Raw genomic sequence first — 20,415 nt, 5'->3', positions numbered from 1 at the left:
CTATCACGCTGCACGATCATGCGATGTCAGGATGATGGGGCGCGCGAATGAAGCTGTCGAGCACCGCACAAAAATAGCGATGCCCGCACTTCGGTGTAGGCATCGCGCGTGCCGTTTCTTTTAAAGCTCCGAGCGCGTGTAGCGAATTATTTTCTTCACGCGATCGCGAGGCGGCTGCGCATTAATTGATCAGCCCGCAGCTGCTGCCTTCGAGCCGACATTGACAGCGAGTTTACCATAGCGGTCCGTGAACGCCTGGGTGTCGATCTCCTCGAGCTGGATCGAGCCGTCGAGCACGCCCTTCTTCCAGGCCTCGTGCTCGGGATCGTGCTGGAACTCCGGCATCACTTCCTTCGCGAACAGCTCGAGCGACTCGCAGATGTGCTCATGGGTGTTCTTGCCGGCCTGGTTGAGCAGGATCACCTGATCGATATGCGAGGCGCGGAAGCGCCGCAGCTTCTTGCGCAAGGTCTCCGGCGAGCCGATCAGGCCGCCGCGCAGCGCGGCCTCCTGCGCCTCCGGATTGTCGCGCTTCCACTTGTTGTACTCGTCCCACATGTTGACGGTGCCGGGCGCCGGCCGCTGCCGGTTCTGGGCCTGGCCGTAATAGCGCAGCGCGAACTGGAAGAAGGTTGCGCCGTCGGCGCGCCGGCGCGCTTCCTCGTCGGTCTTCGCGCACATGAAGAACGAGACCAGCGCCATGTTCGGATTGATCTCGTAGTCGGCGAGCTTCTTCAGCCGCTTGGTGATCGCGTTGTAATAGGCGTGCACCCAGGCATGCGCCGCCTCGGCGCTGACGAACTGAAAGCCGAGCGCGCCAAACCCGTTCTGCCCGGCGCGTTCGATGGTCGGCAATTGCGAGCATGCCATCCAGAGCGGCGGATGCGGCTTCTGCACCGGCTTCGGCACGACATTGCGCAGCGGGATATCGAAATACTTGCCGTGATGCTCGGTGCCGACCTTGCTGAACATCGGGAAGATCGCTTGCACGGCTTCCTCGAACACCTCGCGCTTGGTCTCCATGTCGCGGCCGAACGGCGTCAGCTCGGTGATCGAGGCGCTCTCGCCCATGCCGAACTCGCAGCGGCCGTTGCTCAAGAGATCGAGCACCGCGACCCGCTCGGCGACGCGGGCCGGATGATTGGTGGTGAGCTGGAAGATGCCGTGGCCGAGCCGGATGTTTTTGGTGCGCTGGCTCGCGGCGGCAAGGAAGGATTCCGGCGCCGGCGAGTGCGAATATTCCTCGAGGAAGTGGTGCTCCACGACCCAGGCGTAGTCGTAAGCGAGCCGGTCGGCGGTTTCCAATTGCGTCAGCGCGTTCTGGTAGAGCCTGAGCTCGTCGCCGTCGTTCCAGGGGCGCGGCAGTTGCAGCTCGTAAAAGATGCCGAATTTCATGGAGTCACTCCCAAGGTCGCTTGCTCGACCACTTGTCGTGGTCTCGACCGCTTGTTGTTTTGGGGCAGTCTAGTGGCGCTCCGGATCAAGTCTAGCCTTGGGGGCGAAACCCCAATTCCGCGCAGCGGGAGACGGCTTGATCGGAACGCATGAATGTTTAGCTTGTGCTGGCCTGAGTCGCGGCGCTATCGGTCGCGCGCTCACTCTTCCGAAAGCCCATGACCACCTTCACGCCGCATCAGGACACTGCGCTGAAAGCCGTCGCCGACTGGCTGAAGGCCAAGCCCGGCCAGAATGGCACGCCGCCGGTGTTCCGCCTGTTCGGCTATGCCGGAACCGGCAAGACCACGCTCGCCCGCCACATCGCCGAAGGCGTCGACGGCGAGGTGAAGTTCGCGGCCTTCACCGGCAAGGCGGCGCTCGTCATGCGCAACAAGGGTTGCGACAGCGCCTCCACGATCCATTCGCTGATCTACCGCGCCCGCGAGTCCGGCGTCGAGCAGCCGAGCTTCGAGCTCTGGGACGATGCGCCGGCATCGAAGGCGAAGCTGATCGTGATCGACGAGTGCTCGATGGTCGATGCCGAGCTCGGCCGCGATCTGATGTCGTTCGACTGCCCGCTGCTGGTGCTCGGCGATCCCGCGCAATTGCCGCCGATCCAGGGCGGCGGCTTCTTCACCGATGCCGAGCCCGACGCGATGCTGACCGAGGTGCACCGCCAGGCGCAGGACGATCCGATCGTGCGGATGTCGATGGATATCCGCGAGGGTCGCGAGCTCGAGATCGGCCGCCATGGCGAGAGCGAGGTGGTGTCGCGCAAGGAGCTCGATCCGGACCGCGTGATGAGCGCCGACCAGGTGCTGGTCGGCCGCAACAACACCCGCCGCGCCTACAACATGCGGGTGCGGCAGCGGCAGAACATCGAGGATCCGCTGCCGGTCACCGGCGACAAGCTGGTCTGCCTGCGCAACAACCGCAAGAAGGGCCTGTTCAACGGCGGCCTGTGGCGGGTCAAGGCGCGCGCGCAGTCCAAATCCAGGATCATCACCATGCGCGTGATGCCGGACGAGGATTTCGGCTACAAGGTCACCAAGGTCTCGGTGCGCGGCGAGTGCTTCGACGGCGGCGTCGAGGGCGTGCCGTGGGAGCAGCGCAAGCCCTATGACGAGTTCGACTACGGCTACGTGCTGACCGTGCACAAGTCGCAGGGCTCGCAATGGGACGACGTCGTGCTGTTCGACGAGAGCTTTGCCTTCCAGGACTCGCGCGCGCGGTGGCTCTACACGGGGATCACGCGGGCGGCGAAGCGGCTGAGCGTGGTGGTGTGACGTGCCGCGCACTTGTAGACCCGTCATCCTGAGAGACCGTGAATGTATGACTCTCGATGACGCAACATACCCGATGTCGTCCCGGCCTAGTGCGCAATTGCGCACGGGAGCCGGGACCCATAACCACCGAAGGTCATTGTTGCACGACGCTGGGGCCACAGCCTTCTAACAATTCAATCCTGTGGTTATGGGTCCGGCTTTCGCCGGGACGACGGGAGGAGAGATTGCGCCATATCCCCAGCATTTCCCTCACGAAACCGTGTGGCCGGCGCCGTAACAAAACGCCTCCTCTCCCGTATTTTGAAGCGTCGGAGCCACCCGGCCTGATTGGCCAATGCCGGCTCCCGCTCTAGACTGGCCCCAATTGCGATCCCACGAGGAACCCATGCCCAAAAGCTCCCTCAGCCGCCTCTCGCTGTGCGCCGCCGCGATCGGCGCGCTGGCCGTCACAGCTTTTGCCGTTGCGCCCTCGCTTGCCGCCGAGGACGCCGTGATCATCCCGGCGCCGGCCGCGAGCGCGCCGGAATCCGGCATCAAGACCGCAGTGCTGGCCGGCGGCTGCTTCTGGGGTGTGCAGGGCGTATTCCAGCACACCACCGGCATCGTCAGCGCGGTGTCCGGCTACTCCGGCGGCAGCAAGGCGAACGCCGATTACGAGAAGGTCTCGACCGGCACCACCGGCCACGCCGAGTCCGTCGAAATCAAGTACGACCCGCAGAAGATCTCCTACGGCAAGATCCTGCAGATCTTCTTCTCCGTCGTGCACGACCCGACCCAGCTGAACCGGCAGGGCCCGGATTCCGGCACGCAATATCGCTCGGCGATCTTCACCACCAGCGACGAGCAGAAGAAGGTGGCGGACGCCTATATCGCCCAGCTCAACGCCGCCAAGGTCTACAAGAAGCCGATCGTCACCAAGGTCGGCGCGCTCGAGGCTTTCTATCCGGCGGAGGGCTACCACCAGGACTATCTGACGCTGCACCCGAACCAACCCTATATTGCCTATAACGACATCCCGAAGGTCGAGAACCTGAAGAAGATCTTCGCGGAGAACTACATCGAGAAGCCGACGCTGGTGGGCAGCACCAAGGTCACCAACTGAGGCGACGCTTCCCGTCATTGCGAGCGAAGCGAAGCAATCCATGCCGCGGCAAGCGGAAAGATGGATTGCTTCGTCGCTTCCCTCCTCGCAATGACAACCAACAAGGGAGTTTCCATGTCCGATACCAAGACCGACGGCAAGGTCCGCAAGAGCGAGGCCGAGTGGCGCAAGGAATTGACGCCGATGCAGTACGCCGTGCTGCGCGAGAAAGCGACCGAGCGGCCCTTCACCGGCGAATACGAGCATGATCCCCGCAAGGGCACCTATGTCTGTGCCGGCTGCGGGCAGACGCTGTTCGAATCCGACCAGAAGTTCGATTCCGGCTGCGGCTGGCCGAGCTTCTCCAAGCCCGCGGTCGAGAGCCATGTCGACGAGGAGCGCGACATGAGCCACGGCATGATCCGCACCGAGGTGCTGTGCTCGAAATGCGACGGCCATCTCGGCCACGTCTTCAACGACGGCCCCGGCCCGACCGGCCTGCGCTACTGCATCAACTCGGCGGCGCTGAAGCTCGACGAGAAGAAGTAACGGCGCCCACTACACCGCGCCCCACGCGACCAACAGGCCGGTCGCGTGGGGCTTTGTTTTGGCTTCGGCGACCTACAACATCCTCGTGATCGGCAAACGGCCTTAACGACTCGCAGGCCGGAATGTGCTTTGCTCGGTATTCGCGGGGGCCGTAGGCGTCTCGCCGTGCGGCTGCCGCCTGTTCTGAGGAGGGCGCCATGTCGCTTGGACTGATCCTCATCATCCTTTTGCTGATTATCCTGCTGGGCGGCTATAGCGGCCGAATTCGCGGCTATGGCTATGGCCTCGGCCACTCCGGAATGGGCCTTTTCGGGGTGATTTTGATCGTGGTCGCGATCCTGGCCTGGCTCGACAAGATTTGAGAGCCATAAGTCATTGAAACAAAATGACTTATCTGGCCGGTGCCGGTGCTATGCGCGGATTCAGCATGTGCCCTGTCAGGGGCTCTTCTGGGGTCGCATTTTTGTCAAAGAGGCCTATATTAGGGGTCGAAATGACATGTACGGCGCGCCGCCGATAATAGGCCGCCGTCCCCCAAAATCCCTTTCGCAACGCCAACTGAAAAGAACACAAGAGGTCGTCGACCATGCGTCCCCTGCGTCCGTTCAACTATAACACATCCGCCGAACTGTTCCCCGCCGCGATCCGCAAGAAGAAGCGGGCGGGTTTCGCCTACCGCCGTTTCGGCACCGCTGCCGAGGCCGTGCAGTTCGCGATGGAGCAGCTGCCGGCGGACTCGCTGAACGGCGCCTATCTCCAGGTCGAGGAAGCCCGTTTCGACCAGAACGGCATCCGCTCGCTCTATGAGAGCGAGGCCTTCCCGCTGCCGCGTCGTCCGCGCCCGGCCGCCAGCCAGACCGACGCTGACGCCGCATAAGCTTTCTGCTCTTCGCTCAACGAAAAGCCCTCGGATCGATCCGGGGGCTTTTGTTTTTGAGGGTCACAATCTCGGCTGCTTGTCGAGCCAGCGCCGCAGCATCCGCACATTGCGGATATTGGCGCGGAACATGACGTCGAAGGCATCGCCCGCCACCGGCACCATGCCGATCACGCCGTCGACGGCGACGTTGGCGAGCATCCGCGCAGTGATGTGCCAGGGCGCGCCCAGCAACCGGGCCTCGCGCACCAGCCATAGCGAGATCGCGGTGGTGATGATATCGCCGACCACCGGGATCAGGCCGATCAGCCCGTCGATGCCGTAGCGCACATTGGTGCCCGGCACGATGAAGGCGACGTCGAGCAACTTTGCGATCGTCTCCAGCCGCTGCAGCCGCTGCTCGCGAGTCAGATTGCCGAACGGGTTGGCGGTGGAGTTGCGGAAGTCGAACTGAAAGCCTTCCTGAAAACCTTGGAACTGCGGATGCAGCGGGCCATCGGCGAGCTCGCGCCCGTCCTGGTCGATGACCTTGCCGCGCGCCTGCGCGCCGCCAAAGGGCGGCCGCGATCGCGCGGCGTGGGGCGTGAAGATGTCGTCCTCGGTCATGGCCATCACATGGTAACGCAGGCAGGCGGTTCAAGTTGCGTCACATTACCACTGTGTCACCTTCAAGGCCTGTTACCTCGACGCTCTGCCGTGCTCGCTTCAGTAGACGCCCTTGTTCATCGTTCTGAGCCGCTGCGCCAGCGTCCTCATCACCTTCAGGGCAAAATGCGGCGTCTGGCTCACGAGGAAGAGAAACTGCTTTTCCGAGACCGGGACGAGTTCGACATCCGTGAGCGCCGTGGCGGTCGCACTCCTTGGCCCATTGTCGATCAACGCCATCTCGCCAAAGATCGTGTCAGGCGCGAGGTCCGCCATGGTCTTGTTGCCGACCTGAATGCGCACATAGCCGCTCTTGATCACGAAGAGCTCGTTGGCCTGCTCCCCCTCGCGAAAAATAATGCCGCCGGCTCGGACCAGGCGCGTTTCGATACTGTTGCCCGTCAGAAGGCTGAAGCTTGCATCTGCCACTCGAAATTCCTTTCCCCGAATCCGAAACGCAGATCCCGTACGTCCCGGTCGTCTGCAGCAACGGCTGAAATAAATGCGCGAACACAGAATGGAGCAGGCCCGGGATCGGCATCGCCACTGCCCCGGGCGGCCGCGGGTCGCGAGGACGAACGCGGACATGACATTGGGACTACGTTTGCATGACGATGATGTGACAGTTGTGTGAAGGTAGCCGGACCTCCGGCGTCTCGCGCGCTGATACGATTACTGCAAGGGGCGATCTATTCCGCGCCGGGCGTTGAGCGCGGCCCTTGTCCGATCGCGACGTGCTCATTTCGCGGTTGGGTCAGAAGTCGCCGAACGCGACTTCTGCTTTTCCCTTGGTACTGAGCACCTGCCCTAATGCTGGGAAGCCGGCTGCGCCGGCGCGTGCAGCTCTTCGGCATATTTGTGCGCCAGCCAGGACGTGATCACGCCCGGGATGAAGCCGACCATTCCGTACAGGATGAACTGCACCGCGCCGCTTTCGGAGCCGTGCGAGGCGTAGGTCAACGCCGCGCCGACGAACGCCACCGCACCAACGAGCAGCATCCGCACCACCGGCGCGATCCGCCTCACATGCATCAGGATGTCGTCGATCGCACCGAACATCAGCGACGGCACGATGCCGAACAGATAATTGTATTGCAGCGACTTCACGAACACGACGAGCAGCTTGGTCACCTCGCCGCCGCTGGTCTCGGTCCAGTAGCCGGACTGATAGGTGGTCATGAGCAGCAGCAGGAAGCCGCCGATGAACGGCCCGATGGCTGCGAAGATCAGATAGCGTTTCATGGCGTGCCCTTGCCCGACGTCAACCAAGTGTAACGCGGTCGCGCGACGGTTCTAGGGAAAAATCGAAAGTCGCGGCGATGTTCCGGAGCTCTGCACGTCGATGCGCTGCAACAGCCGCTGATCTTGCTGCGATACGGAATCGCCCGGACGAAGCCGGGCGACGACATTGCTGGCGACCGGGGCGAGAGCTAGGGCCGCTACTCACCCCACGCCGCGAACGCCTCGTTGAAGGCTCGCTCGCCGGGGGCGCCCTTTTCGATCGCGATGATGGCGCGGCGCTGGTTGGTGTAGACCAGCGGCACGTCGAACCACGAGCGCTCCTTCAAGAGTTGCAGATTGCGCGAGCGGTCGGCGTCGACATTGGAAAGGCCGACCAGGAAGAAGCCGTCGGTGACCTTGACCGCGAGCCCGGCCAGCGGCGTGCCGCGCGCCTGCTCGTTGGACTTCATCAGGATGCCCGGCACGTTGCCGACGCCGCCATTGGCGAAGTCCTGCGGCAGGATGAAGGTCAATTCCGCGGTATGGCTCGCCGGCAGCGATGAATCGGTGTTGCGGCGGAACGACATCGTCATCTTGAACTTGCGATCGGGAATGTCGATGTCGGCGCGCACGGCGATGTCGGGCTTCTGGTTGCCCGATCCCTTGACCTGCTCGGTGCGCCAGACCACCGAACCGACATACTGCTTGCCCTTCGGATCCGACGGGTCTTCGTCATACAGCACCACGCGCTGCGCCACCGGGGCGACCGTCTCGCCCGACGACGAGGGCTGGCCGACGCGGTCGGTGATCTTCTTGCTCGCAGGCGTCGACGCGGCATCCTTCGGCGCCTCGACCGGGGCCGAGGATTTGAACAGGCTGCTGACAAGGGTCATGGCCTGCTGCCGGAACAGGATGCCGGTGCCGACCAGGATCAGCAGGATGCCGATCACGATCGCGGTCTTGAACGGGAACATCGACCCGACGCGCGGCGGCTTCTTCGGCTCGCGCTCGCCGTTGCCGGCCCGCGACCGCTGCGGCGGCGGACCTTGCGGCGGCTGCGGGGTGTAGCGCTCGGCCTCCTCGATCGACTCGTCGTAGGAATACGGCGCCTCGGGATCGCCGCCGCGATTCTCAAGGCTCGGCTCGAGCCGATCGAATTCCGGCGAGGGCGACGGCACGTTGGCGTAGGTCTTGCGCGCGTTGCGGCTGGCTTGCGCCGCGGCACGGCCGAGATCGTCAGCATCGGCGGTGATGTCGCGGAAGCCGCGCACGCCCGGCGCGGCCGGCGGCACCGGCGGCGGCGCGCCTTCCGGACCGCGGCGGGGCGGGCCCGGCCGGGCCGGCGGCGCCTGGGTCTCGGGCGGGACCGGCGGGTTTTGCGGCCGCGGCGGGGCCGGCGGCGGCGCGTCGGGGCGCAGATTGCGCGGCGGACGGGGTTCGGCCGGGGGCCGCGGGCGCGCGGCAGTGTCGGCGGGACCGGGCTCGGGCGGCCGGGCATTGGCGCGGCTGCCGCGGACAGCGGCAGCGCCACCGGGACGCGAGGCCTCGCGGGCGCGCTGCGCGGCCTCGGACTCGACCTTGCGAACCGCCTCTTCCAGCGACAGCCGTTCGCGGGTGATCTCGGACTCGGAGAGCGGCGGCTGCACGCCGCGGAGCTGCTGGATCAACGCCGTTCGCGCCCGCGCATACAGCGCACGGCGGGCTTCGCCGGGGGCGTTGGGGTCCAATCCGGCGATGGCACGGGCGATCAGCGGGTAGTAGTCAGCCATTTCCACACAATTGGAGGGATATAGGTAATATCCCGTTAAGCCTCGAACGGATTCTGTACCAGAATAGTATCTTCACGCTCCGGGCTGGTGGACAGCAGGGCGATCGGACACCCCACCAGTTCCTCGACCCGGCGAACGTACTTGATGGCCTGGGCCGGCAGGTCCGCCCAGGACCGCGCATTGGCGGTCGGCTGTTTCCAGCCCTCGATGATCTCATAGATCGGCTCGACCCGGGCCTGCGCGCCCTCGCCCGCCGGCAGATGGTCGATTTCCTTGCCGTCGAGCTTGTAGCCGATGCAGACCTTGATGCTGTCGAACCCGTCGAGAATATCGAGCTTGGTCAGCGCCAGCCCGGCAATTCCGCAGGTGCGGACAGTCTGTCGCACCAGCATGGCATCGAACCAGCCGACCCGGCGCTTGCGCCCGGTATTGACGCCGAATTCCTTGCCGCGACGGCCGATTTCCTCGCCGATCTCGTCGTTCAGCTCGGTCGGGAACGGACCCTGGCCGACCCGGGTGGTGTAGGCCTTGCAGATGCCCAGCACATAGCCGACCGCGCCCGGGCCGAGGCCGGTGCCGGTCGCGGCCTGCGCCGCCACCGTGTTGGACGACGTCACATAGGGATAGGTGCCGTGGTCGACGTCGAGCAGCGCGCCCTGCGCGCCCTCGAACAGGATGCGCTTGCCCTCGCGGCGCTTGAGGTCCAGCAGCCGCCACACCGTCTCGGCATAGGGCAATAGCTTCGGCGCCATCGCCGACAGCTCGCTCAGGATGCTCTTGCCGTCGATCTCCGCGAGGTTGAGGCCGCGGCGCAGCGCATTGTGATGCGCCAGCAGGCGTTCGATCTTGTGCGGCAGGGTGTCGAGGTCGGCGAGATCCATCAGGCGGATGGCGCGGCGGCCGACCTTGTCCTCATAGGCCGGGCCGATGCCGCGGCGGGTCGTGCCGATCGAGGTGATGGCGTTGGACGATTCGCGCAAGGCGTCGAGCTCGCGATGCAGCGGCAGGATCAGCGTGACGTTCTCGGCGATCCGCAGATTGTCCGGTCCGACCGCGACGCCCTGCCCCTTCAGCTTGGCGACTTCGTCGAGGAAGGCCTGCGGATCGAACACCACGCCATTGCCGATCACCGCGAGCTTGTTCGCCCGCAGCACGCCGGAGGGCAGCAGCGCCAGCTTGTAGGTCTCGCCATTGATCACGAGCGTATGGCCGGCATTGTGGCCGCCCTGGAAGCGCACGACGATGTCGGCCTGTTCCGACAGCCAGTCGACGATCTTGCCCTTCCCTTCGTCACCCCATTGGGCGCCGACGACGACAACATTGGCCATTGCGAAGATGTTCCCTTCAGGTGTTTCAGACCATGATCGCGGCGAAAACGCGTCCGCCCACAGCGACCTGCATTGATATGCCCAGCCTAAATCGCGGCGCCCGGCCGCGCGCACGCAAGGCGCCTACCGGATAAAGGAAGCGGCTCGGCTGCGCAAGCAAGAAGGGGCTCGTTTACGCCTTTTAGACGACCTACAACCCTTTGATATCCCCATTAAATTCCATGCTGCGCCCGGCTGCGCCGGGCTGGCGGGAATTTAATGTTACGGCAACGTGACGCTGGATCTGCTGTGGATTGATCGCAGCTCCTATTACGGCGATCATTCACCTAGATTAACCGGCAGGGTCCATGCCCAATTCCACCCAAGCGACGATGGCGCTGCGCAAGCTCGGCATTGCCTTCAAGCTTCACACCTATGTCTACGATTCCAGCGCCGAGAGCATCGGGCTGCAGGCGGCCGAGGCGCTCGGCGTCGACCCGAATCGCATGCTCAAGACGCTGATGGCGGAGGTCGACGGCAAACCGGTCTGCGCCGTGGTGCCGTCCGACTGCGAGGTCAGCATGAAGAAACTTGCCGCCGCCCTCGGCGGCAAGTCGGCCAGGATGATGCGCCCGGCCGATGCCGAGCGGCTGACCGGCTATCATGTCGGCGGCATCAGCCCGTTCGGCCAGAAGAAGAAGGTGCCGACCGCGATCGACGAGACCGCCCTCACCCACGTCACGGTCTTCGTCAATGGCGGCCAGCGCGGCCTGCAGATCGAGATCGATCCGAACGACGCCGCGCTTGCCGCCGGCGCCACGATGAAGCCGCTGGTGGCGACGCAGGACTGAACCTACGCGAGACCGATCCTGCGCAAGACTGATCCGAAGACCGGTCGCCGCGATCAATGCGAGGATTTGTCCCTCATGAACTCCGCGCCGACGAAGTCGGACAGACCGGATAATTCCTCCGCCGTAATATCGTTGACGTTGAGCCGCAGCTGCATGATCGCGAGGTCGAGCAGATGCGCGGCGAAGCTTGCGCCGGCCGCCCTCACGATGCTGCGCTGCTCGATCAAGACAGCGATGACGTCGCGCAAACTGCGCATTTGCACTTGATCCATGGCCCTTTGCCCGGCGCTGGCCGTTGTTAGCTGAGTTGTCATTGGGATACCGATTGTAGTGTGCTGATGGACGCCGCACCCACGGTTGGGATGTACGGCAGATGCTCGGCTTCGTCGCCGAGATGCGGGATGCGCGGGCGCATCTCGCGGATTTCGATGTCGATGGTCATCGGCGGGGGAATCAGCGTCACCGAGGCTTTCGGCCACGGCGCCGGATTCGGGCTGACGCCGGTGAAGCGATAGGCCGCGGCGATCTCGAGCGCGAGCAGTTGCAGCTCGAGCATCGCAACCCCCATCCCGGCGCAGGCGCGCGGACCGGCGCCGAACGGGATGTAGGCGTCGGTGTTGTAGCGCCGCGTCAGCAGGAAGCGGTCCGGATCCTCGAAATGCCTGCCATCGCGCTGCAGCTGCCAGGGGCAGATCAACAGCGAGGTGCCGACCTTGAGATCGCGCCCACCGATCGTCACCGGCTGCATCACCTCGCGGGAGAACCACCAGGCGCTGGGGTAGAGCCGGCAGACCTCCTTGACCAACGTCGCGCTCAGATTGGCGCGCTTCACCGCCTCGAGCCGCAGCTCGCCGTCGTCGCCGAGGCACTCCGCCGCCTCGTCGGCAATCTCGTCCATCAGGGCGGGATTGGTGGCCATCTGGTAGAACATCCACGCCGCAGTCGAACCTGTGGTGTGATGGCCGGCCAGCAGCAATGTCAGGATCTCGTCCTCGAGATCGCGATCGGTCAGACCGAGCGCCTCGAGATCGCGCAGCGCGCTGCTCGAGCCGGCCTTGCTGCGCAGACGTTGCACCACCGTCGACATCGCAAGCTTGGCACAGACCCGGTTCTTGCGCCGCCGATACCAGGCCACCGGACCGAACGGCAATGCGCGGAACATCTCTTCCGCAAGATCGTCCTCGATCGCGCCCACCGCCTGAACCAGGGCTTCCTCGTCGCCGGACGACATCACCTGGGAGCCGAAGATCGCGACGCAGATCGTCCGCAGCGCCAGCATCGCGGTGACATGGTGCGGATCGAACGATCCGAGCCGCGCCAGGCTGGCGCCGACCGCGCGGATCTCGGCGCACATATGCGGCAGGAATTTCTCGACGCTGCCCTTGGCCATGTGCTTCTGCAGCACCGCTCGGCGCCGCTTGTGCTCCTCGCCGCTCAGCATCAGCGAGCTGCGGCCGAGCACCGGCGTCAGCTTCTTGATCAGCTTGCCCTTTCCGATGTCGGTCTCCGGCGCCTTGAGAATCGGGCGCAGCAGATCCGGATCGTTCACCAGGAACACCGGCGCGGGACCGAGCTGCAACGGCACCAGCCCCAGCGCGGACTCGTTGCCGCGCGTCAGCAGCAGACGCAGCGGATCACGCTGGAATGCTCGAACGTCCGAGAACATGTGAAGCATCGTGGATCTCCAATTGCCGTCCAAGATCGAGGAATTTGGTCAGGCCGGGATTGGCGGCGAGACCGAGCGGAATTTCTCCGGCGAGCGCCGTCAGCGGGCGGCCCATGCGATCATTGCCGATCACCTGCGGCGGGCCGTAGCGGCGGGTGCGGATGTCCATGCGGGTGAGAAAACGCTCATAGGAGAGGTCGGCCAGCGCCACCAGCGCCTTCGCTCCGCGCAGCTCGGCGAAGCGGAACATCAGCGCGTAGGTCACGCGTGCGGCCTGCGACCTCGCAACGTTCGGCAGCACGCCGAAACGGCTGATCTCCCAGGCGTCGCGGCTGCTCGGAAAGCGACGCAGCGCAAGCTGCGGGAAGACCGACTTGGTGAGATAGGGATAATCGGTGCGGATAGCCCGGAAGCCGCCGACGAGCTCGACGCCGGAGAACAACAGGCAGTGCTCGGTATACCAGCAGTCGAACTGATCGCGTTCGACATCCCCGACCGTGGTCAGAAGCCAGCCGCAATGGTCGACGAACAGGCGCTTGCGCAGCCGCAACATCGCCCCGACATGCGCCGGATCAAGCTTTTCCCTGGTAATGAGGGCGTGGTAGCCGTCCAATGAATGAAGCATTTGTCCCTTCCTCCAAATGCGGGAACATCTGGAACAAAAGGGGTTAACTGTGGTACCCCCTAAAACCGGGGGTTTTCGTCAATGGGCCTGGTAGACGCGATTTCGACCATCGAGGCGTCGGATACCATCGACGAGCTCAGCTCGTCATTGCATCGCGTTGTCCAGAATTACGGCTTCTCGGGCTTTGCCTTTGTCGATGCCGGCCGGCCCGACCTTGATCTGCCCTATCATATCGGCACATTTCCCGATGCCTGGAAGCGGGCGTATGTGCAGAACGAGTTCGTTCATGCCGATCCGGCGCTGGCGCGGTCACGACGCACCAACACGCCGTTCAGCTGGAGCAGCCTGAAGCTGCCGGAGCGCAGCGGACGCAAGCGACCGCCCGAGGTCAAGACGATGGATGCCGCCCGGGAGTTCGGATTCAAGGACGGCTTCGTCGTTCCCTTCCACTATCGCGACCGGCTCGGCGCGGTGCATTCGAGCTCGACGGTGTTCTTCTGGGAAGACGAGCCGCGCGACTTCGACAAGCTGTTCGTCTGCCATCGCCATGAACTGCATCTGTTGATGATCTATTGGGTGCAGCGGGCGATGGACATCGTCAACCGCGACCAGCGCAACGCGCCGACCATCCTCAAGCCCGCGGACGCCGCCGAAACCATCAAGCTCACCGGGCGGGAGAAGGAAGTGATCGCCTGGGCGGCGCGCGGCAAGACCGTGGCCGACACCGCGCAGATCCTCGGCATTTCGCCGGAGACGGTGGAAGGCTTCATCAAGCAGGCGCTGCGCAAGCTCGAGGCATCCAACAAGACCCATGGGGTGGCCAAGAGCATCGCGCTCGGAATCATCGATTTGTGAGCGGCGCCGCGCAGCCATGGCGGCGCTCCCGGGGCTGCCGCCATGCCGACCGCATCGCCCTGCCAGGACCAGACACCGCGATATGTGGCGCGGTCACACATCCGGTTGGGTTCATCTTCCCGATCGCCCCCTGATTGCATTCGCGCACGGTCTTGATAATAAGGGCCGTGGCCGGATGACGCTGATGCGAGCATCCCAGACCAGGGTGCGCACTCCGGTGCTCGTCCGGCGCGACTGCCCGGCCGGCGTCGAGGCGCCGATCATCCTGCACGTTGCCCGGTACGGCAGGACCCGTTGTCCAGCCGCATGATCCGTAGAAGTCCCATCGCGACGAACCGCCGGTTCATTTGCTACCAACTTTTGTAGCGGAAATGCTGTCCACGGACCTAGCTGGAGATGGTCTGAACGCATCATGAGCACATCACAGGACGACCAAATCGACCAATTGGTGCAGGCGCGCTGGCGCGCCATCGGGCTGTCACAGGCGGATCTCGCCGAGATCCTGTGCGCCGGCGCCTCTCTGCAAAAGAACGGCGTCGACGGCACGGTGAAGATCGATGCCGGTCGCCTGGCGACGGTCGCCGAGATGCTCGGAATCGCCGCCGACATCCTCAACCGCCGGCCGGTCACGGCAGCGCCGGCGCAGGCCGGCCAGACGGCGGAATCGCTGCAGTCCCTGCTCGAACTGCGCATGCTGCGGGTGTTTCGCGACGTGCAGGACCCCGACACCAAGCGGATCCTGATCGAGCTCGCCGAGCAGATCGTCAAGCGCCAGACTAGGCCGCCGGAGACCGGCTAGGACCAAATGTTCGATCCCCTGCGCGACCGGCGCGGGGCTGGCCCGGCCAGGCGCCGTCATGCCGCCTTGGTGAAGGGGCCTTCGCGCATGGTCGCGATGCGTCTATCCCCATTGATGGAATGACGAAATCCGTGTCTGTGATCCGAGCCGGGGAGATCCATACCGGCCCGGCGGTGCCAGCCGGGCAGGCCGCGGCGTCGTGAACCCGGGCCCTCTTCATGTCTGCCTCCGATTCCACCACATCAACGCCTGCGGCCGGCTCCTGGATCGCCAACCAGCCCTATCTGCTGCTCTGCATCACCGCGACATGCTGGGCCGGCAATGCGATCGTCGGCCGCCTCGCCGCCGGCCACATTCCGCCGGTGACGCTGTCGTTCCTGCGCTGGTCGGCGGCATTCCTGATCATCCTGCCGTTTGCCTGGAAGCACCTCGTCCGCGACTGGCCGGTGATCCGCAACAATCTCGGCATCATGGTGCTGATGTCGATCACCGGCATCAGCGCCTTCAACACGCTGCAATACTGGGCGCTCGAGCACACCCAGGCGCTCAATACGCTGCTGCTGCAATCCGCGGCACCGCTGGTGGTCGCGCTGTGGTCGCTGATCCTGCTCGGCGCGCGGCTGACACTGGCGCAATTGTTCGGCGTGCTGCTGTCGCTCGCCGGCGTGCTGGTGATCCTGCTGCACGGCGATCTCACGACGCTGTCGAAGATCGAGTTCAACAAGGGCGATCTGATCTTCATCGTCGCATTGGTGATCTTCGCGCTGTATTCGGTACTGACCCTGAAGCGGCCTAAAATCCACGGCCTGTCGGTCGCCGCCTTCACCTTCGGCTGCGGCGCGCTGGTCCTGATCCCGCTCTACATCTGGGAACTCGGCGCGCGCCCGGTGATGCAGCTCACGATCAACAATCTGCTGTCGCTGTTCTATGTCGCGGTGTTCCCCTCGACACTGGCCTATCTGTGCTTCAACCGCGGTGTGCAGCTGATCGGCGCCAACCGCGCCGCGCCGTTCTTCCACATGGTTCCGGTGTTCGGCACCATCATGTCGATCGTGTTCATCGGCGAGCATCCGCAGGCCTTCCACTTCATCGGCTTCGCGCTGGTGCTGGCCGGCGTCTTCGCGGCATCGCGGAAGCAGAGCGCGTAATTCTCCTCTCCCTCTCCCCGTTCTTACGGGGAGAGGGTTGGGGTGAGGGGCTCGCTCCGCGAGGACGGCGAGAGACGAATGCGCGGAGACTCCCCTCACCCGGACCGCATTCCGCTGCGCTGCATGCGATCCGACCTCTAAGAGCGAGCTTCGCTCGTCTCGACCCCGCAAGCGGGGCGAGGTAAGGAAAGCCCGCGGTGACTATCGGCGGCAAATCCGCTATCTCCTAGGGTCTGCTTCGCAGACGGGTTTTACGCATGGCGCGCGCCAGCAATCTCTTGATCGGCACCCTGACGCTGGCCCTGATCGCCGGCTCGCTCGGGGGCTGGCTGGGCTATCAGCGCTATGCCGGCATCAAGCGGATGGTGCCGTTCCGCGTCATCTTCGAGGGCTCGGCCTCCGGCCTGCGCCGCGGCGGCAGCGTCAACTTCGCCGGCGTGCGGATCGGCGAGGTGGTCTCGATCAGGCTCGACCGGCACCGCGTGGTGGCGATGACGCGGATCGAAGGCAACGCCCCGATCAAGAAGGATACCCAGGCCGGCCTCGAATTCCAGGGCCTGACCGGGATCGCCTCGATATCCTTCACCGGCGGCACCGACGATGCGCCGCCGCCGACGCTCGGCGCCGACGGCATTCCCGAACTGACGGCCGACGCCGAAGGCACGATGGGGATCCAGGAGAAGCTGCGGGTCGCGCTGCGCAATGTCGACCGCGTCATCAGCGAGAACGAGGCCGACATCAAGGACTCGCTGCTCGGGCTCGAGAACTTCACCAACTCGCTGTCCGGCAATGGCGAGCTGATCGCCGGCTTCATCGACGCCGCCGACGACGGCATCAGCGCGGTCGACGCCAAGATGAACTCGGCCGACAAGTTCCTGAAAAGCTTCGGCAGCGACAAATATGGCGGCGAGCTGCTGCCGACCGTGATCTCGCTGCGCGAGCTGATCCAGAGCTTCGACAAGAAATCCGGCGCCATGATCGCCGAGACCCGCAAGACGCTCAGCGACGTCAGCCAGTCCGTCAACAAGTTCAACGAGAAATTTGTCGGGCCCGCCGGCAGGCGCTAGATCATGATGCGTTTCCATGGAATCGCATCATGATCTCATCTCTTTGTTTGAGCATGATCTTTTCGGAAAACCGGTATCCACTTTTCCGGATCATGCTCTAGTCTGGCCTTCCGACCAAGAACCAAGAACAACGGAAACGCTCAACGTGCACGACCGGACCGCAGCCCCCTCTCCGCCTCCCGTAACCGTCAACCGCGCTGCACCCGCCGTACCCCGGCATCTGCGGCGCTATCTCACGCTCGACGATTTCGAGCCGCAGGCGCGCCGGCTGCTGCCGAAATTCCTCTACGGCTACATCTCCGGCGGCGCCGAGACCGATATGGCCCGCACCGACAATCGCCGGGCGTTCGAGGAATACGGCTTCGTGCCGCGGGTGCTGCAGGACGTCTCCGGCCGCGACCAGACCACGACGCTGTTCGGCAAGACCTACGCCTCGCCGTTCGGCATTCCGCCGATGGGCTCGTCCGCGCTTTGCGCCTATCGCGGCGACATCGTGCTGACGCGCGCCGCTTCTGCCGCCAACATCCCGATGATCCTGTCGGCCTCCTCGCTGATCACGCTGGAGGACGTTCGCGCCGCCAATCCTTCGGCCTGGTACCAGGCCTATCTCGCCGGCCTTCCCGAGCGGATCGAGCCGCTGGTCGACCGCGTCGCCGCCGCCGGCTACGACACCTTCGTCGTCACCGCCGACGTGCCGGTGCCGCCCAACCGCGAGAACAATATCCGCAACGGCTTCCAGGTGCCGCTCGAGATCACGCCGCGGGTGTTCTGGGACACCATCACCCATCCCGACTGGCTGCTCAACACCTGGGCGCGCACCGTGTTCAACCACGGCATGCCGCATTTCGAGAACATGGACGCCAAGCAGGGCCCGCCGGTGCTGTCCAAGAATTTGATGCGCAACATCGGCAGCCGCGACCAGCTGGCCTGGAAGCATGTCGAGCTGATCCGCAAGCGCTGGCCCGGCAAGCTCGTGGTCAAGGGGCTGATCGCGCCGGAAGACGCCCGGCTGGCGCGCGAGCATGGCTGCGACGGCGTCATGGTCTCCAACCATGGCGGCCGCCAGCTCGACTACACCGTCTCCGGCTTGCGCACGCTGCCGGAGATCGCGGCGCAGAAGGGCAACATGACCGTGATGGTCGATGGCGGCATCCGCCGCGGCACCGACGTGATCAAGGCGCTGGCGCTCGGTGCGGACTTCGTCTGGATCGGCCGGCCGTTCCTCTATGCCGCCGTGGTCGCCGGCGAGGCCGGCGTGGCGCGCGCAATCTCGCTGCTGCATGCCGAGATCGACCGCGACCTCGCGTTGCTCGGCATCCGCAGCCTGAAGGAGATCACTCCGGACCTGGTGCGGAAGTTCTAGAGCGTTTTCGAGCGAAGTGGATACCGGTTCGCGTGAAGAAAACGCGTCACAACAAGAGTCCAAAGCATGATCCGGAAAAGTGCGAAGCGGTTTTCCGAAAAGATCATGCTCATACAAGGAGCTAAAGCGCGATGATGATTCAACCCAATCTCATCGCGCTTTAGAGCCCCGTTGCGATTCTATCGGAACGGGAAAGACTTCAGGCTCACGCATAGCGCGCCGCGCCCATGCACAGCGCGGTGATCGCGAGCAGGGCGGCGGCGATGCGCTGGGCGACCGCCAGGCGCGAGCGCGCGGCTGAGGTATCGCCCGCGCTGCTGCGCAGCTGCCGGACCGCGCCGCCGCCGACGATGACCTGCACGGCGATCGCGGCCAGCGCCGCGATCGCGCCGCCCGCCAGAACCTGCTCCGACAGCCCGAACGAGCCTTCGTGGACCAGGCGCCAGAGCGTGCCGCCGGTCACGATCGCGACCGTCGCGGCGCCGATTTGCGGAAACAGCAGCTTTTCGCCGCCGAGGCCGCCGGTGCGCGCCAGGGTGAAGCTCGAGCCGGCCCAAAACACCGATGACAGGACGTGAAGGGACAGCGCTATGATGAGGGCGGTCTGCATGATGTCGCTCCGGATGGCATTGGAAAATTAGATATACATAATGTATAGTCAATCTGACGAAAGCAAGGCAAACCGATGCCGCCGCGCAGCTATGTGAGCCCGGCGCGCAGCGCTGCCGCCGCCGAGACCCGCGAGCGCGTGATCGAGGCCGCCTCGCGCACATTGCGCGACGAGAGCATCGCGCGCTTCTCGCTGGATACGGTGGCCAAGGCGGCCGGCGTGACCCGGCTGACCGTCTACAACCAGTTCGGCTCGCGGCGCGGGCTGCTCGAGGCGGTGTTCGACGAGATCGCGCGCCATGGCGGGCTGCACCAGCTCGCCGACGCCATGACGATGGCCGATCCGCGCGCCGCGCTCGACCGGATGGTCGAGATCTTCTGCGGATTCTGGAGCCGGGATTCCGCGGTCGGCCGGCTGCACGACGCGATGGCGACCGATCCCGAATTCGCCGAGGCCGTGCGTGAGCGCAACGAGCGCCGCCGCCGCGGCGTCACCGGATTGATCGACCGCATCGCGGGCAAGGGCGCGTCACAGCAAGCTCGCAGCGACGCCGTCGACCTGATCTTCGCGCTGACGAGCTATCCGACCTTCGCATCGCTGAGCGCGGGGCGGTCGAGCGATGATGTCTGCCGTGTCGTGCAGAGCGCCTGCCACGCGGCGCTGCAGCCGCTCGCAAACCCATCATCCTGAGGGTCACTGTCAACCGTCATTGCGAGGAGCGTTAGCGACGAAGCAATCCATCGCTCCACTACGCGGTGAAATGGATTGCTTCGCTACGCTCGCAATGACGGGATGGGAGCCGGGTTCGTCGGCTACCCCACCTTGAACTTGCTGTAGGCCTCGCGCGTCGCGATGATGACGTGCTCCTCGCAGCCGTTGCGGCGATGCGGGTCGCAGCGGTCTTCGTAGTCGGCCGAGGTCATCATGTCGATGAAGGCGGCGACGCTCGGGTAGTAGACCAGCGCGAGATAATCCCAGCTCTGGCCGGCCGGCTCGCCGAGGGCGACAGTCTCGGCGCTGCCGGTCCACAACAGCGTGCCGCCGCGCGCCTTGATCATCGGGACGGTGAGCGCGCTGTAGCGCAAATAGGCATCCCAGCCCGAGCCGTCGCCGTCGAGCGACCGCGCGCGAAACCGCATCAGATTGACCATCACGACCGGCGCCTCGCGGTCCAGCTCGTTCAGGCCTTTGACGTTCAAGAGATCGACACCCATCACCCGCTCCCGCCCAAAGCCCGTCACTCCCGCCACATCGGTCCG

At 64.8% G+C, this 20,415-nt stretch carries 23 protein-coding genes; 12 read left to right on the top strand and 11 right to left on the bottom strand.

Features of this window, described 5'->3' with window-relative positions:
• Window positions 1-189 precede the first annotated feature (189 nt).
• Window positions 190-1,395, bottom strand: coding sequence for an LLM class flavin-dependent oxidoreductase (locus ACVWZM_RS26740; protein ID WP_456855316.1), 1,206 nt, complete (start codon window positions 1,393-1,395; stop codon window positions 190-192).
• A 218-nt stretch (window positions 1,396-1,613) separates the two neighbouring features.
• On the opposite strand from ACVWZM_RS26740, the gene ACVWZM_RS26735 reads away from it, so the two are divergent.
• From ACVWZM_RS26735 to ACVWZM_RS26715, 5 genes are all read left to right on the top strand, one after another.
• Window positions 1,614-2,723: an ATP-dependent DNA helicase gene (locus ACVWZM_RS26735; RefSeq protein ID WP_456855315.1), complete on the top strand. Its 1,110-nt coding sequence runs from the start codon at window positions 1,614-1,616 to the stop codon at window positions 2,721-2,723.
• Between the two features lie 385 nt (window positions 2,724-3,108).
• Window positions 3,109-3,825 (top strand): peptide-methionine (S)-S-oxide reductase MsrA, encoded by a 717-nt coding sequence (gene msrA / locus ACVWZM_RS26730; RefSeq protein WP_456855314.1) that lies wholly within the window; start codon window positions 3,109-3,111, stop codon window positions 3,823-3,825.
• A gap of 114 nt (window positions 3,826-3,939) precedes the next feature.
• Window positions 3,940-4,353: a peptide-methionine (R)-S-oxide reductase MsrB gene (gene msrB, locus ACVWZM_RS26725; protein ID WP_057017314.1), complete on the top strand. Its 414-nt coding sequence runs from the start codon at window positions 3,940-3,942 to the stop codon at window positions 4,351-4,353.
• A 197-nt stretch (window positions 4,354-4,550) separates the two neighbouring features.
• Entirely contained in the window at window positions 4,551-4,715 is a 165-nt protein-coding gene (locus ACVWZM_RS26720; RefSeq protein ID WP_016844323.1) for a DUF3309 family protein, read from the top strand.
• A gap of 224 nt (window positions 4,716-4,939) precedes the next feature.
• Complete coding sequence (locus tag ACVWZM_RS26715) at window positions 4,940-5,230, top strand: hypothetical protein (RefSeq protein WP_016844322.1); 291 nt, start codon at window positions 4,940-4,942, stop codon at window positions 5,228-5,230.
• A 63-nt stretch (window positions 5,231-5,293) separates the two neighbouring features.
• Here ACVWZM_RS26715 and ACVWZM_RS26710 read toward each other — a convergent pair whose 3' ends face one another.
• The 5 genes from ACVWZM_RS26710 to ACVWZM_RS26690 all read right to left on the bottom strand — a co-directional run bounded on the left by ACVWZM_RS26710 (window position 5,294) and on the right by ACVWZM_RS26690 (window position 10,193).
• Window positions 5,294-5,842: a DUF4112 domain-containing protein gene (locus ACVWZM_RS26710; protein ID WP_456855313.1), complete on the bottom strand. Its 549-nt coding sequence runs from the start codon at window positions 5,840-5,842 to the stop codon at window positions 5,294-5,296.
• Between the two features lie 93 nt (window positions 5,843-5,935).
• On the bottom strand, window positions 5,936-6,304 hold the full coding sequence (locus ACVWZM_RS26705) for a Crp/Fnr family transcriptional regulator (RefSeq protein ID WP_244558901.1): 369 nt from the start codon (window positions 6,302-6,304) through the stop codon (window positions 5,936-5,938).
• 378 nt (window positions 6,305-6,682) lie between these two features.
• On the bottom strand, window positions 6,683-7,117 hold the full coding sequence (locus ACVWZM_RS26700) for a DUF5413 family protein (protein ID WP_028343492.1): 435 nt from the start codon (window positions 7,115-7,117) through the stop codon (window positions 6,683-6,685).
• 197 nt (window positions 7,118-7,314) lie between these two features.
• Window positions 7,315-8,865, bottom strand: coding sequence for a hypothetical protein (locus ACVWZM_RS26695; protein WP_456782586.1), 1,551 nt, complete (start codon window positions 8,863-8,865; stop codon window positions 7,315-7,317).
• A gap of 35 nt (window positions 8,866-8,900) precedes the next feature.
• Window positions 8,901-10,193, bottom strand: coding sequence for an adenylosuccinate synthase (locus tag ACVWZM_RS26690; RefSeq protein ID WP_076829982.1), 1,293 nt, complete (start codon window positions 10,191-10,193; stop codon window positions 8,901-8,903).
• Window positions 10,194-10,540: 347 nt separating this feature from the next.
• On the opposite strand from ACVWZM_RS26690, the gene ybaK reads away from it, so the two are divergent.
• Window positions 10,541-11,023 carry a Cys-tRNA(Pro) deacylase gene (gene ybaK / locus ACVWZM_RS26685; RefSeq protein WP_076829980.1) on the top strand — a complete coding sequence of 161 codons (483 nt, stop codon included), beginning with the start codon at window positions 10,541-10,543 and terminating at the stop codon, window positions 11,021-11,023.
• Window positions 11,024-11,076: 53 nt separating this feature from the next.
• On the opposite strand, the gene ACVWZM_RS26680 is transcribed toward ybaK, so the two are convergent.
• Genes ACVWZM_RS26680 through ACVWZM_RS26670 form a run of 3 tightly spaced genes read right to left on the bottom strand, consistent with a single transcriptional unit; the run spans window position 11,077 to window position 13,314 of the window.
• The gene (locus ACVWZM_RS26680) at window positions 11,077-11,280 is read right to left on the bottom strand and encodes a hypothetical protein (RefSeq protein ID WP_244558900.1); all 204 of its coding nucleotides are present in this window, start codon (window positions 11,278-11,280) and stop codon (window positions 11,077-11,079) included.
• 53 nt (window positions 11,281-11,333) lie between these two features.
• Window positions 11,334-12,698 (bottom strand): cytochrome P450, encoded by a 1,365-nt coding sequence (locus tag ACVWZM_RS26675; protein ID WP_456855312.1) that lies wholly within the window; start codon window positions 12,696-12,698, stop codon window positions 11,334-11,336.
• Window positions 12,658-13,314 (bottom strand): acyl-homoserine-lactone synthase, encoded by a 657-nt coding sequence (locus ACVWZM_RS26670; RefSeq protein WP_456855311.1) that lies wholly within the window; start codon window positions 13,312-13,314, stop codon window positions 12,658-12,660. The genes ACVWZM_RS26675 and ACVWZM_RS26670 overlap by 41 nt, the downstream gene beginning before the upstream one ends.
• An 81-nt stretch (window positions 13,315-13,395) precedes the next feature.
• On the opposite strand from ACVWZM_RS26670, the gene ACVWZM_RS26665 reads away from it, so the two are divergent.
• The 5 genes from ACVWZM_RS26665 (at window position 13,396) to ACVWZM_RS26645 (ending at window position 18,546) form a co-directional block, all read left to right on the top strand.
• Window positions 13,396-14,169 (top strand): helix-turn-helix transcriptional regulator, encoded by a 774-nt coding sequence (locus ACVWZM_RS26665; RefSeq protein WP_016842683.1) that lies wholly within the window; start codon window positions 13,396-13,398, stop codon window positions 14,167-14,169.
• Between the two features lie 412 nt (window positions 14,170-14,581).
• Window positions 14,582-14,968 (top strand): hypothetical protein, encoded by a 387-nt coding sequence (locus tag ACVWZM_RS26660; protein ID WP_456855310.1) that lies wholly within the window; start codon window positions 14,582-14,584, stop codon window positions 14,966-14,968.
• Between the two features lie 218 nt (window positions 14,969-15,186).
• A complete protein-coding gene (locus ACVWZM_RS26655) occupies window positions 15,187-16,116 on the top strand; it encodes a DMT family transporter (protein ID WP_028343500.1) in 930 nt (309 codons plus the stop codon).
• Window positions 16,117-16,373: 257 nt separating this feature from the next.
• A complete protein-coding gene (locus ACVWZM_RS26650; RefSeq protein ID WP_057015610.1) occupies window positions 16,374-17,183 on the top strand; it encodes an MlaD family protein in 810 nt (269 codons plus the stop codon).
• 145 nt (window positions 17,184-17,328) lie between these two features.
• Window positions 17,329-18,546: an alpha-hydroxy acid oxidase gene (locus ACVWZM_RS26645; protein WP_456855309.1), complete on the top strand. Its 1,218-nt coding sequence runs from the start codon at window positions 17,329-17,331 to the stop codon at window positions 18,544-18,546.
• A gap of 205 nt (window positions 18,547-18,751) precedes the next feature.
• Here ACVWZM_RS26645 and ACVWZM_RS26640 read toward each other — a convergent pair whose 3' ends face one another.
• On the bottom strand, window positions 18,752-19,156 hold the full coding sequence (locus ACVWZM_RS26640) for a hypothetical protein (protein ID WP_456855308.1): 405 nt from the start codon (window positions 19,154-19,156) through the stop codon (window positions 18,752-18,754).
• 75 nt (window positions 19,157-19,231) lie between these two features.
• On the opposite strand from ACVWZM_RS26640, the gene ACVWZM_RS26635 reads away from it, so the two are divergent.
• Window positions 19,232-19,846 carry a TetR/AcrR family transcriptional regulator gene (locus ACVWZM_RS26635; protein ID WP_253625434.1) on the top strand — a complete coding sequence of 205 codons (615 nt, stop codon included), beginning with the start codon at window positions 19,232-19,234 and terminating at the stop codon, window positions 19,844-19,846.
• A gap of 122 nt (window positions 19,847-19,968) precedes the next feature.
• On the opposite strand, the gene ACVWZM_RS26630 is transcribed toward ACVWZM_RS26635, so the two are convergent.
• On the bottom strand, window positions 19,969-20,370 hold the full coding sequence (locus ACVWZM_RS26630; RefSeq protein WP_456782591.1) for a DUF1330 domain-containing protein: 402 nt from the start codon (window positions 20,368-20,370) through the stop codon (window positions 19,969-19,971).
• Window positions 20,371-20,415: the final 45 nt, after the last annotated feature.

The sequence above is a fragment of the Bradyrhizobium sp. USDA 4501 genome (assembly GCF_054062115.1).
Note: the sequence above shows the minus strand (reverse complement) of the source record. Positions and strands in the feature narration are given on the sequence as shown.

Bases quoted from the DNA above. Each gene is read 5' to 3' on its own strand.
- ACVWZM_RS26740 (WP_456855316.1), bottom strand. From the start codon at position 1,395: ATGAAATTCGGCATCTTTTACGAGCTGCAACTGCCGCGCCCCTGGAAC.
- ACVWZM_RS26735 (WP_456855315.1), top strand. From the start codon at position 1,614: ATGACCACCTTCACGCCGCATCAGGACACTGCGCTGAAAGCCGTCGCC.
- msrA (WP_456855314.1), top strand. From the start codon at position 3,109: ATGCCCAAAAGCTCCCTCAGCCGCCTCTCGCTGTGCGCCGCCGCGATC.
- msrB (WP_057017314.1), top strand. From the start codon at position 3,940: ATGTCCGATACCAAGACCGACGGCAAGGTCCGCAAGAGCGAGGCCGAG.
- ACVWZM_RS26720 (WP_016844323.1), top strand. From the start codon at position 4,551: ATGTCGCTTGGACTGATCCTCATCATCCTTTTGCTGATTATCCTGCTG.
- ACVWZM_RS26715 (WP_016844322.1), top strand. From the start codon at position 4,940: ATGCGTCCCCTGCGTCCGTTCAACTATAACACATCCGCCGAACTGTTC.
- ACVWZM_RS26710 (WP_456855313.1), bottom strand. From the start codon at position 5,842: ATGGCCATGACCGAGGACGACATCTTCACGCCCCACGCCGCGCGATCG.
- ACVWZM_RS26700 (WP_028343492.1), bottom strand. From the start codon at position 7,117: ATGAAACGCTATCTGATCTTCGCAGCCATCGGGCCGTTCATCGGCGGC.
- ACVWZM_RS26695 (WP_456782586.1), bottom strand. From the start codon at position 8,865: ATGGCTGACTACTACCCGCTGATCGCCCGTGCCATCGCCGGATTGGAC.
- ACVWZM_RS26690 (WP_076829982.1), bottom strand. From the start codon at position 10,193: ATGGCCAATGTTGTCGTCGTCGGCGCCCAATGGGGTGACGAAGGGAAG.
- ybaK (WP_076829980.1), top strand. From the start codon at position 10,541: ATGCCCAATTCCACCCAAGCGACGATGGCGCTGCGCAAGCTCGGCATT.
- ACVWZM_RS26680 (WP_244558900.1), bottom strand. From the start codon at position 11,280: ATGCGCAGTTTGCGCGACGTCATCGCTGTCTTGATCGAGCAGCGCAGC.
- ACVWZM_RS26675 (WP_456855312.1), bottom strand. From the start codon at position 12,698: ATGCTTCACATGTTCTCGGACGTTCGAGCATTCCAGCGTGATCCGCTG.
- ACVWZM_RS26670 (WP_456855311.1), bottom strand. From the start codon at position 13,314: ATGCTTCATTCATTGGACGGCTACCACGCCCTCATTACCAGGGAAAAG.
- ACVWZM_RS26665 (WP_016842683.1), top strand. From the start codon at position 13,396: ATGGGCCTGGTAGACGCGATTTCGACCATCGAGGCGTCGGATACCATC.
- ACVWZM_RS26660 (WP_456855310.1), top strand. From the start codon at position 14,582: ATGAGCACATCACAGGACGACCAAATCGACCAATTGGTGCAGGCGCGC.
- ACVWZM_RS26655 (WP_028343500.1), top strand. From the start codon at position 15,187: ATGTCTGCCTCCGATTCCACCACATCAACGCCTGCGGCCGGCTCCTGG.
- ACVWZM_RS26650 (WP_057015610.1), top strand. From the start codon at position 16,374: ATGGCGCGCGCCAGCAATCTCTTGATCGGCACCCTGACGCTGGCCCTG.
- ACVWZM_RS26640 (WP_456855308.1), bottom strand. From the start codon at position 19,156: ATGCAGACCGCCCTCATCATAGCGCTGTCCCTTCACGTCCTGTCATCG.
- ACVWZM_RS26635 (WP_253625434.1), top strand. From the start codon at position 19,232: ATGCCGCCGCGCAGCTATGTGAGCCCGGCGCGCAGCGCTGCCGCCGCC.
- ACVWZM_RS26630 (WP_456782591.1), bottom strand. From the start codon at position 20,370: ATGGGTGTCGATCTCTTGAACGTCAAAGGCCTGAACGAGCTGGACCGC.